This window comes from Actinocrinis sp. (genome assembly GCF_035946395.1).
Classification (GTDB): domain Bacteria; phylum Actinomycetota; class Actinomycetes; order Streptomycetales; family Catenulisporaceae; genus Actinocrinis.
In genome coordinates this window covers 1-11201 of the sequence record NZ_DASYZI010000316.1, presented here as the reverse complement: position 1 = coordinate 11201, position 11201 = coordinate 1, and the positions used below count along the sequence as shown (strand labels likewise).

At 68.1% G+C, this 11201-nt stretch carries 7 protein-coding genes, 1 tRNA gene and 1 pseudogene; all 9 read left to right on the top strand.

From position 1 onward, the window contains the following. Positions 1-396 precede the first annotated feature (396 nt). Complete coding sequence (locus tag VGS97_RS19320; RefSeq protein ID WP_326854986.1) at positions 397-597, top strand: hypothetical protein; 201 nt, start codon at positions 397-399, stop codon at positions 595-597. Beyond that, positions 594-1730, top strand: a complete 1137-nt coding sequence (gene dnaN / locus VGS97_RS19315; protein ID WP_326854985.1) for a DNA polymerase III subunit beta — start codon at positions 594-596, stop codon at positions 1728-1730. The genes VGS97_RS19320 and dnaN overlap by 4 nt, the downstream gene beginning before the upstream one ends. Before the next feature lie 162 nt (positions 1731-1892). Further along, complete coding sequence (gnd, locus tag VGS97_RS19310) at positions 1893-2807, top strand: phosphogluconate dehydrogenase (NAD(+)-dependent, decarboxylating) (RefSeq protein ID WP_326854984.1); 915 nt, start codon at positions 1893-1895, stop codon at positions 2805-2807. Between the two features lie 102 nt (positions 2808-2909). After that, positions 2910-4040 (top strand): annotated as a pseudogene (gene recF / locus VGS97_RS19305) (DNA replication/repair protein RecF); the annotation flags it as partial. Positions 4041-4150: 110 nt separating this feature from the next. Next, positions 4151-4726 carry a DUF721 domain-containing protein gene (locus VGS97_RS19300; RefSeq protein WP_326854982.1) on the top strand — a complete coding sequence of 192 codons (576 nt, stop codon included), beginning with the start codon at positions 4151-4153 and terminating at the stop codon, positions 4724-4726. 551 nt (positions 4727-5277) lie between these two features. Next, on the top strand, positions 5278-7308 hold the full coding sequence (gene gyrB, locus VGS97_RS19295) for a DNA topoisomerase (ATP-hydrolyzing) subunit B (protein ID WP_326854981.1): 2031 nt from the start codon (positions 5278-5280) through the stop codon (positions 7306-7308). A gap of 194 nt (positions 7309-7502) precedes the next feature. Next, complete coding sequence (gene gyrA / locus VGS97_RS19290; RefSeq protein ID WP_349262190.1) at positions 7503-10085, top strand: DNA gyrase subunit A; 2583 nt, start codon at positions 7503-7505, stop codon at positions 10083-10085. A 141-nt stretch (positions 10086-10226) separates the two neighbouring features. Further along, a complete protein-coding gene (locus tag VGS97_RS19285; protein WP_326854979.1) occupies positions 10227-11009 on the top strand; it encodes a DUF3566 domain-containing protein in 783 nt (260 codons plus the stop codon). A gap of 104 nt (positions 11010-11113) precedes the next feature. Then, positions 11114-11187: transfer RNA gene (locus tag VGS97_RS19280), tRNA-Ile, on the top strand. The last annotated feature ends 14 nt before the right edge of the window (positions 11188-11201 follow it).

The following is an 11201-nucleotide window of genomic DNA, read 5'->3' as shown; positions in this document are numbered from 1 at the left end:
CTTTTCCCACAGCCTGTGGATGCCTGGGGATAACTTCTGTGCATAAACCGTGCAGGTCCCCGCGCTATCACCGATTCGAGTGAACAGGTTATCCCCAGGCCTGGTGATCATTTTGGGGATAGGTTGTGCAAAACCGGGTTCCGGCTGTGGACGCGCTGGGGACAACTTTTCGTCATCCACAGGACACCTTCACTTGTCCCCAGCTTCTCCACAAGCCCTGTGGATGAAAATACCGGCGCTGAACTGGGAAAAGAACGCTTTTCCACATTTCCACAGCGCCTACTACTACGACTACAGAGAGATAAGCCGGGAAGAAGCACGGCAGTGGTCTGGGCGAAAATCTGTGGAAAAGCCTCGGCCGGTGTCCGAGGTCCGGTCTTCCGCCACCCCGCTACAGTGGCGCCGAAGACCACCAAGGCCCGCTGCGGAGCCCTCTTCAGCTTTCTTCCGTCCACAGCCCTGTGGAAAACCTTCGCGCCGAGCGAACCTGCGCGAAGCCGTCATCCACAGTCGGTGGAAGGCGGCATGATGGTTGACTACTCGGCCCCGCGCGCCACGGCGCGCGGCCTCGACTGCCAGGAGGCGGAAATCCGGTGAAGTTCCGTGTGGAACGTGACGTACTTGCCGACGCGGTCGCCTGGACCGCCCGTTCGCTGCCGGCCCGCCCGCCGGCCCCGGTGCTCGCCGGGCTGCTGCTGCGGGCCGAGGACAGCCTGCTGACCGTCTCCGGATTCGACTACGAGGTCTCGGCGCGCGCCGAGGCTTCCACCGACATCGAGGAAGGCGGCACCGCGCTGGTCTCCGGCAAGCTGCTGGCGGAAATCACCCGTTCGCTGCCCAACCGCCCGGTGGAGATCGCCACCGAGGGCTCCAAGGTCATCCTCGTCTGTGGCACCTCGCGGTTCACGCTTCAGACCATGCCGGTGGACGACTACCCGTCACTGCCCGACATGCCCGGCGCCAGTGGCGCCATCGCGGGCTCGACCTTCGCGGCCGCCGTTGCTCAGGTCGCGGTCGCCGCGGGCAAGGACGACACGCTGCCGTTCCTCACCGGCGTACGGATCGAGATCAATGGCGACACCCTCCGGCTCGCCGCGACCGACCGCTACCGGCTCGCCGTACGCGAGATCATGTGGAAGCCCGAGCACGCGGATGCCGAAGCCGTGGCACTGGTGCCGGCCAAGACCCTCTACGACATCGCCAAGTCGCTCACTTCGGGCGAGTGGGTCACCATCGCGCTGTCCTCCGAGGACGGCAAGGCGGGCGAGGGGCTGATCGGCTTCGAGGCCGGCGGCCGCCGCACCACGACCCGGCTGCTCGAAGGCGAGTTCATCAAGTACAACGCGCTGTTCCCGGCCGAGTACACCGGCGCCGCGGTGATCGAGACCGCGCCGCTGATCGAGGCGGTCAAGCGGGTGGCGCTGGTCGCCGAGCGCAACACGCCGGTCCGGCTGAACTTCTCCGCCGGGCAGGTCACCCTCGAAGCCGGCTCCGGCGACGAGGCGCAGGCCTCGGAGTCGATGGACGCGGTGTTCGAGGACGCCGACATCTCGGTCGCCTTCAACCCGGGCTATCTCCTCGAAGGCCTCGGGGCGATCGACGCGCCGTACGCGCAGCTGTCCTACACGACGTCCACGAAGCCCGCGGTGATCACCGGCCGGCCGGCCGTGGACGCCGAGCACGATCCGGCGTACCGCTACCTGATCATGCCGATCCGTCTCTCCGGCTGAGCCGGGCGGGCCACGGCGGGCACTGCGCGGGGGCACGGTGTGCGGCCATCGGGCGCCGGCGATACGGTCGAATCCATAAACTGACGCCATAAACTGACGACGGGGTCGGCCGAATCACGCACCACGCACCAGTCCACAGCAGAGGGACAGAGGGAAGGCGTCATGGAACTCGGACTCATCGGCCTGGGCAAGATGGGCGGGAACATGCGCGAGCGCATCCGCCAAGCCGGCCACACCGTGGTCGGATACGACCGCAGCCCCGACCTGACGGATGTCGGCTCGCTCAAGGACCTGGTCGGCGCCCTCCCGGCGCCCCGGGTGGTCTGGGTCATGGTCCCGGCAGGAGCGCCGACCCAGTCCACCATCGAGGAACTCGGCGAGTTGCTCGCCGAGGGCGACGTGGTCGTCGACGGCGGCAACTCGCGGTGGACAGACGACAAGAAGCACGCTGCGCACTTGGCCGCCAAGGGCATCGGCTTCGTGGACGCCGGCGTGTCCGGTGGCGTGTGGGGCCTGCGCAACGGCTACGCACTGATGGTCGGCGGTACGGACGCGAACGTCGCGAAGGTGCAGCCGGTCTTCGACGCGCTGAAGCCCGAGGGCGAGTTCGGGTTCGTGCACGCCGGCGCGGTCGGCGCGGGCCATTTCTCCAAGATGGTCCACAACGGCATCGAGTACGCGATCATGCAGGCCTACGCCGAGGGCTGGGAACTGCTCGAAGCGGTACCCGAGGTGACCGACGTGCGCGAGGTCTTCCGCTCGTGGAGGGAGGGCACGGTCATCCGGTCCTGGCTGCTGGACCTGGCCGTCGCCGCGCTTGAGCAGGACGAGCACCTGGACAAGCTGCGTGGCTACGCCGAGGACTCCGGCGAGGGCCGTTGGACGGTCGAGGCGGCCATCGACCACGCCGTGCCGCTACCCGCGATCACCGCCTCGTTGTTCGCCCGGTTCTCCTCCCGCCAGGAGGACTCCCCGTCGATGAAGATGGTCGCCGCGCTGCGCAACCAGTTCGGCGGACACGCCGTCACCGGCGCCGACGGCAAGACGGCCGCCGAGCACCGCAGCCCCGACGCCTGATACGGCACCTGATCGAATTCGGCGCCCGGCACGGCGCCCGATCAAAGTCAGTGCCTGATCAAAGTCAGCAGCAACACCGAAGAACGCGACAACAGGAAAGCAGTGCGTCTCAGCCATCTGTCGCTGGCCGACTTCCGGTCGTACGCCGGCCTTGAGCTACCCCTTGAGGCCGGCGTCAGCGTGCTCGTCGGACCCAACGGCCAGGGCAAGACGAACATCATCGAGGCGATCGGCTACCTCGCCAACCAGGGCAGTCACCGGGTCGGCCAGGACGCGCCGCTGGTACGCGCGGGCGCCGAGCGGGCCGTGGTGCGCGGCGCGGTGTGGCACGAGGACCGCACCGCGCTGGTCGAACTGGAGATAAACCCGGGCCGGTCGAACCGGGCGCGGCTCAACCGCTCGCCGGTGAACCGCCCCCGCGACGTGCTCGGCTACCTTCGCACGGTGCTGTTCGCGCCGGAGGATCTGGCGCTGGTCAAGGGAGATCCGGCGGAGCGCCGCCGATTCATCGACGAACTCCTGGTCGCCCGCGCGCCGCGCTACGCAGGGGTGCGTGCCGACTACGAGCGGGCGCTCAAGCAACGCAACGCCCTGCTGCGGTCCGCGTCGATGCTGCGCCGGTCGCGCGGAGGACAGACTCCTGATCCGAGCACGCTCGACGTGTGGGACGCCCATCTCGCGAAGGCGGGCGCGCAGCTGCTCGCGGCCCGGCTCACGCTGCTGCGCGCGCTGGCTCCCTTGGTGGACAAGGCATACGGCACGATCGCCGGCCATCCGGGTGCGAGTCTTGAGTACCGTCCCTCCTGCCCGCTCGAATCCGCCGCCTCGGCCGACGACCTCCAAGCCGCGCTCGCCGCAGCCTTGGCGCAGTCCCGGCCGGACGAAGTGGAGCGCGGCGTCACACTCGTCGGCCCGCATCGCGACGACCTGATGCTGGCCATCGACTACGGCAGCGGGCCACTCCCGGCGAAGGGCTACGCGAGTCACGGCGAGTCGTGGTCCTTCGCCCTGGCGATCAAGCTCGCCGCCTACGAACTGCTGCGGTCCGACGGAATCGAGCCGGTGCTGCTACTCGACGACGTTTTCGCAGAGTTGGACTCCTCACGCCGGACCCATCTCGTCTCCGTCGCGTCCACGGCCGAACAGGTGCTGATCACCGCTGCCGTCGCGGCCGACGTTCCGCCAGAGCTGGACGGCTTGCGCTACACGGTCGCCAAGGGCGCCGTCACCAAGGACCCGGCCGCCAAGGACACTGTCATGCGCGGCGACGACAACGGCGACGATGACAACGAGGATGACGGCAGAGACAGCGTCGCGCGCGACGACGATGCGGAGCGTGCGCGATGACTGCTCAACACGACGGGGGCTATTCGTCCCCTCAATCGTCACCGCAGAGTGGTGACGCGCGCGGCCCCGACCTCGCCCGCGCCGCGCTGGCCGCGGCCCGCACCCGCGCTCGCCAGATCGAGGAGGGCAGGGCGCTGCGACGTGGCTCCGCCGCGGCACAGGCCCGCCGCTCCAGCGCCCGCCCCGACGAGCGCGACCCGCAACCGCTTGAAGCCACGCTGTCCCGGCTCTTGGCCGAGGCCGGTTGGGAAGCCCCGGCGGCCGTCGGCGGGATCATCCACGGCTGGGCGGACATCGTCGGGCCGCGCATCGCCGCGCACTGCGTGCCGGTCTCCTACGAGGACGGCGTGCTGACGGTGCAGACCGATTCGTCGGCCTGGGCCACCGAACTGCGCAACCTGTCCGCGATGCTGCTCTCCCGGCTCAACTCGGCCGTGCCCCGCCGGACCATCCCCGGCGGTCCACCGCAGCCCGCGATAGAACGCATCTCGGTGCTCGGCCCCAATCCGCCGAGTTGGCGGCGCGGTCGGCTGTCCGCGACCGGGGGATCCAGAGGCCGCCGTGATCCCTAGGGTGTACCAGACGCCGCGCGCTGATCCGGCTCACGTCTTAGACACGTCAGGCGCACGATCCCTAGGCATCCATCGGCTGGGCTAAGCGGATATACAGGGTAAATGCCGGACATCTGTCGGACCGGCCGCATACACAGCACCGTTGGCATCCGCTCCACACACCCGTTTAACTCGAATCAGTGACGGTTGCTCATCGCATATCGTAATCCTCCGACAATCGGCTGTTATGCCTCGTAGTCGCGGATGGCGCCAACATCGCATCGAGCGTCGGCTGACCCCACCTTAGGTGGGGGGACACTTGACCGAGGGGTGGATCAGCTCAGAATGGCCGTCAGGCCGCGTATGCCGCCTTCAGTCCCCCGGAACCGATAGAATGAAGCCAGATCCAGGCAGCCGAGGAAATCCGGCGGTCGGCGACCATTCGCCGTACGTGGGCCCCCAGTCCGCCTGCCGCTGGTGCCGCGCAGGCGCGCTCCAGCTCGTCGCTCTGCGGCCCCGGTGCCTCGCTCTGCCGGCCCGGTGCCGCTGACGTTGAGAAAGGTTTCGCGTCCGTGGTCGATCCAGAACACTCCACGCCGTCCGCCCCCGTATCCGGCGCCCCGGCAGCCGCCGCACCCGCGCCCCGGCAGCACAGCAACAACGGCGACTACGACGCCAGCGCGATCAGCGTCCTTGAGGGCCTCGAAGCGGTGCGCAAGCGCCCCGGCATGTACATCGGCTCCACCGGCGAGCGCGGCCTGCACCACCTCGTCTACGAGGTGGTCGACAACGCCGTGGACGAGGCGCTGGCCGGATACTGCGACGACATCCAGGTCACCCTGTTGGCCGACGGCGGCGTGTGCGTCGTCGACAACGGTCGCGGCATCCCGGTGGGCGTGGTGCCAGGTCAGGACAAGCCCGCCGTCGAGGTCGTGCTGACCGTGCTGCACGCCGGTGGCAAGTTCGGCGGCGGTGGGTACGCGGTCTCCGGCGGCCTGCACGGCGTCGGCGTCTCCGTGGTCAACGCGCTGTCCACCCGGCTGACCGTCGCGGTCAAGACCGAAGGCCATCTGTGGACCCAGGAGTACCTGCGCGGCACGCCCACCGCCGACCTGCGCAAGGGCAGCCCGACCGTCGAGACCGGCACCACCGTGACCTTCTGGGCCGACGACGAGGTCTTCGAGACCACGACCTACAGCTTCGAGACCCTCGCCCGGCGCTTCCAGGAGATGGCGTTCCTCAACCGTGGCCTGACCATCTCGCTGACCGATGAGCGCCCGGAGTTCAAGGACGAGGAGGGCAAGGGCCGCGCGGTCGTCTTCCGCTACGACGGCGGCATCGCCGACTTCGTGCGCCACATCAACGCGGCCAAGGGCGAGCTGGTGCACCCTCAGGTCATCGAGTTCGCGTCCGAGGACACCGACCGCAAGATCTCCGCCGAGATCGCGATGCAGTGGAACAGCCAGTACTCCGAAGGCGTGTACACGTTCGCCAATACGATCAACACCCCGGACGGCGGCACCCACGAGGAGGGCTTCCGCTCCGCGCTGACCAACGTGGTCAACCGGTACGCCAAGGACCAGAAGCTGCTCAAGGACAAGGACGACAACCTCGCCGGCGAGGACATCCGTGAGGGCTTGACCGCGATCATCTCGGTCAAGCTCGGCGAGCCGCAGTTCGAGGGCCAGACCAAGGCCAAGCTCGGCAACACCGAGGCCCGCACCTTCGTGCAGAAGATCACCTACGAGCAGCTGGCCGACTGGTTCGATCGCAACCCCAACGAGGCCAAGGACATCGTGCGCAAGTCGATCCAGGCGGCCACCGCCCGGATCGCCGCCCGCAAGGCCCGCGAGCTGACCCGGCGCAAGGGCCTGCTGGAAACGATGGCGCTGCCCGGCAAGCTGGCCGACTGCCAGTCCACCAACCCGGCGCTGTGCGAGATCTTCGTCGTGGAGGGCGACAGCGCCGGCGGCTCGGCCAAGTCGGGCCGCGACCCGAAGGTACAGGCGATCCTGCCGATCCGCGGCAAGATCCTCAACGTCGAGAAGGCCCGCATCGACCGGGTGTTGCAGAACAACGAGGTCCAAGCGCTCATCTCCGCCCTCGGCACCGGCGTCCACGACGACTTCGACATCAGCAGGCTGCGCTACCACAAGATCATCCTGATGGCCGACGCCGACGTGGACGGCCAGCACATCACCACCCTGCTGCTGACCCTGCTGTTCCGCTTCATGCGCCCGCTGATCGAGGCCGGGCACGTGTACCTGGCCGCCCCGCCGCTCTACAAAGTGAAGTGGACCAACAACGACTTCGCCTACGCCTACTCGGACCGCGAGCGTGACGTCCTGCTGGCCGCTGGCGCCGCCGCCGGGCGCCGGGTGAAGGACGACACCGTCCAGCGGTTCAAGGGTCTCGGCGAGATGAACGCCGAAGAGCTGCGGATCACCACCATGGACCGCGACTCGCGGATCCTGCGGCAGGTCACCCTCGACGACGCGGCCCAGGCCGACGAGCTGTTCTCGATCCTGATGGGCGAGGACGTCGAGGCGCGCCGCTCGTTCATCCAGCGCAACGCCAAGGACGTGCGGTTCTTGGACATCTGACGCTGTCTCGACATCTGAGCCGGCCCCGGGCCAGCACCCGGCGGCCGACCTCCCGCGACCCGACCTGACCTAAGGAACCACTCTCCGTGTCCGACGAGAACAGCCCCGCCGACGACGGCGTGACGGACCCGACCCCGATCTCCACCCTGCCTGACTCGACGCAGCCCGAGCAGCAGACCGGCGACCGCATCGAGATGGTCGACCTGCTGACCGAGATGCAGCGCTCCTACCTCGACTACTCGATGGCGGTCATCGTCGGGCGCGCGCTGCCCGAGGTGCGTGACGGCCTCAAGCCGGTGCACCGCCGTGTGCTCTATGCGATGTACGACGGCGGCTACCGGCCGGACCGCGGCTACTTCAAGTGCGCGCGCGTCGTCGGTGAGGTCATGGGTGTCTACCACCCGCACGGCGACTCCGCGATCTACGACACCCTCGTCCGGCTCGCGCAGCCGTGGGCGATGCGCATGCCACTCGTCGACGGAAACGGCAACTTCGGCTCCCCGGGCAACGATCCCGCCGCCGCGATGCGGTACACCGAGTGCAAGCTCGCTCCGCTCGCCATGGAGATGCTGCGCGAGATCGACGAGGACACCGTCGACTTCAACCCCAACTACGACGGCCGCTCGCAGGAGCCCGTCGTACTCCCCTCCCGCTTCCCCAACCTCCTCGTCAACGGTTCTTCCGGCATCGCGGTCGGCATGGCGACCAACATCCCCATGCACAACCTGCGCGAGGTCAATGAGGGCGTCCAGTGGTACCTGGCACACCCCGAGGCCACCCCGGCTGAACTGCTCGAAGCGCTGATCGAGCGGATCAAGGGCCCCGACTTCCCGACCGGTGCGAAGATCGTCGGCCGCCGCGGTATCGAGGACGCGTACCGCACCGGCCGCGGCTCGATCATCATGCGCGCCGTCGTCGAGGTCGAGGAGATCCTCGGCCGCACCTGCCTCGTTGTCACCGAGCTGCCCTATCAGGTCAACCCGGACAACCTCGCCTCGAAGATCGCCGAGCTGGTCAAGGACGGCAAGATCCAGGGCATCGCGGATGTGCGCGACGAGTCCTCGTCCCGCACTGGCCAGCGCCTCGTCATCGTGCTGCGCCGTGACGCGGTCGCGAAGGTCGTGCTCAACAACCTCTACAAGCACACCCAGCTCCAGGACACCTTCGGCGCCAACATGCTGGCGATGGTCGACGGCGTCCCGCGCACTCTCCCGCTCGACGCGTTCATCCGGTACTGGGTGGAGCACCAGGTCGAGGTCATCGTCCGGCGTACCAAGTACCGGCTGCGCAAGGCCCAAGAACGCGACCACATCCTCCAAGGACTACTCAAGGCCTTGGACGCCATCGACGAGGTCATCGCGCTGATCCGGTCCAGCCAGACGGTGGACGTGGCGCGCACCGGCCTGATGAACCTGCTGGAGATCGACGAGGTCCAAGCCAACGCGATCCTTGAGATGCAGCTGCGCCGCTTGGCCGCCCTGGAGCGCCAGCGGATCGTCGATGAGCACGAGGAACTGCTGCTGAAGATCGCCGAGTATCGCGCCATCCTGGAATCCCCGGAGCGCCAGCGGCAGATCGTCTCCGAGGAGTTGCAGGCGATCGTCGACAAGCACGGCGACGACCGGCGATCCGAGTTGGTGCCCTACGAGGGTGACATGTCCATCGAGGACCTGATCCCCGAGGAGGACATCGTCATCACCATCACCCGTGGGGGCTACGCCAAACGAACGAAGACGGAGCTGTACCGCTCGCAGAAGCGCGGCGGCAAGGGGGTGCGCGGCGCCCAGCTCAAGCAGGACGACATCGTCGACCACTTCTTCACCACGACCACCCACCACTGGATCCTGTTCTTCACCAACAAGGGCCGGGTCTACCGGGCCAAGGCCTACGAACTGCCCGACTCCGGTCGGGACGCACGTGGCCAGCACGTGGCCAATGTGCTCGCCTTCCAGCCGGACGAGACCATCGCGCAGGTGCTCGACCTGCGCGACTACGAGGTGGCGCCCTATCTGGTCCTCGCCACGAAAAAGGGTCTGGTCAAGAAGACCGCTCTCAAGGACTACGACTCCCCCCGCTCCGGCGGCGTCATCGCGATCAACCTGCGCGAGGACGACGAGTTGATAGCTGCTGAGCTGGTCTCCGCCGAAAACGACCTGTTGCTGGTCAGCAGGCAGGCCCAGGCGATCCGGTTCAACGCCTCGGACGAGTCGCTGCGCCCGATGGGCCGGGCCACCTCAGGCGTCATCGGCATGCGGTTCCGCGAGGACGACGAGTTGCTCTCGATGAGCGTGGTGAAGGAGGGCACCTTCGTCTTCACCGCCACCGACCGCGGCTTCGGCAAGCGCACTGCCGTCGAGCGGTATCCGGTGCGCGGCCGCGGCGGCCTCGGCGTGATCGCTGCGAAGACCGTGGACGAGCGCGGCGAGCTGGTCGGCGCACTCATCGTCGAGGAGAACGACGAGGTGTTGGCCATCACCGCGAGCGGCGGTGTCATCCGTACGAGTGTCTCCGGGCTGCGCGAGACCGGCCGCGACACGATGGGCGTCCAGCTGATCCACGTGGGCAGGAAGGACGCTGTGATCGCGATCGCCCGCAACGCCGAATCGGAGAACGCAGTGACCAGCGAGAGCAATGAGAGCGGTGAGAGCAGCGAAAACATCGCACTGACCGACGCGGCGGACGTGGATTCGGACACGGACTCGGACGGCGCGGAGCGGGCCGACGAGGAGCGGGGTACCGTATCCGAAGCGGAACCGACTGCCCCCGGCGAGGCGTAGTAAACATGTGCGACCCGGGGCGCGCGTCGCAGACACCGCCCCGGGTATAGAGCCAGGGGCCCGCGGTCTCGGCGGGAGGCCGCGGTTCCGATGAGCAGCTTCGACGATGCATTCGATGACGCAAGGGGCTTGGAGACGACCGTGAGTGAGAGCTCGAACCCCACAGCCGGGCGGCCCGGCGGTAGCCGCAGCTACGGAGACGGCCTGGGCCCGACCGCCGTGCGCTCGGCGCCACCGTCGGCGACTCAGTCGCAAGCGCAGCCACAAGCGCAGGCGCAGGCGTCGGCCGCCGCCCAGCCCGCGCACGCCGGAACCGGTGCCCACCAGCTCCCGGCTCCCGAAGCGCCCGACTCCCGCCGTTCCGGCCCGTCCGGCTTGTCCGGCCCGGCGGACACCGTCGGACGGGCCCTCAGCGGCGCTGGACGCTCGTTCGCCCGCGTCGGCGCGGCGATCGGCAGCGCCACCCAGGACCAGCGGGCCAGGGCCCGCCCGGGGTTCGGGGCCGGCGGGGCCGGGGCCCAAGCAGGCGCCCCGCAGGCCCGCGTCCGCAAGGCACGCCTGCGCGTCGCCCGGGTGGACCCGTGGTCGGTGATGAAGGTCTCGTTCGTGCTGTCCATCGCGATGGGCATCGTCACCATCGTCGGCACCGCCGTGGTCTGGAACGTGCTCAACGCCCTCGGCGTCTTCGACTCTCTGAACAAGACCGTGGGTGACCTGACCAGCAGCGGCACCGGTACCGGCACGACCAGTTCGTTCAGCCTGTCCAGCTTCCTGTCCTTCGGCCACGTCGAGGGCTACATGATGATCATCGCCCTGGTGGACGTGGTCCTCGCCACCGCACTCGCCACCTTGGGCGCATACCTCTACAACCTGGCCGCCGGTTTTGTCGGCGGCTTCGAGGTCACCCTCGCCGAAGACCAGTGAAAACCGCCCCAGCGCACCCGAATCCCATTTTGGGGCGGCCCGCCGCATGCGGTAATCTGCTCTAGCGCTTCGACCACCAGCAACAGCAGGCGAGCGAGCGTGATGGACCTATAGCTCAGTCGGTTAGAGCGCTTCCCTGATAAGGAAGAGGTCGGAGGTTCAAGTCCTCCTAGGTCCACGAGAGAAGACCAG

Coding starts and splice junctions, on each gene's coding strand:
- gnd (WP_326854984.1), top strand. CDS start 1,893: ATGGAACTCGGACTCATCGGCCTGGGCAAGATGGGCGGGAACATGCGC.
- VGS97_RS19300 (WP_326854982.1), top strand. CDS start 4,151: ATGACTGCTCAACACGACGGGGGCTATTCGTCCCCTCAATCGTCACCG.
- gyrA (WP_349262190.1), top strand. CDS start 7,503: ATGGTCGACCTGCTGACCGAGATGCAGCGCTCCTACCTCGACTACTCG.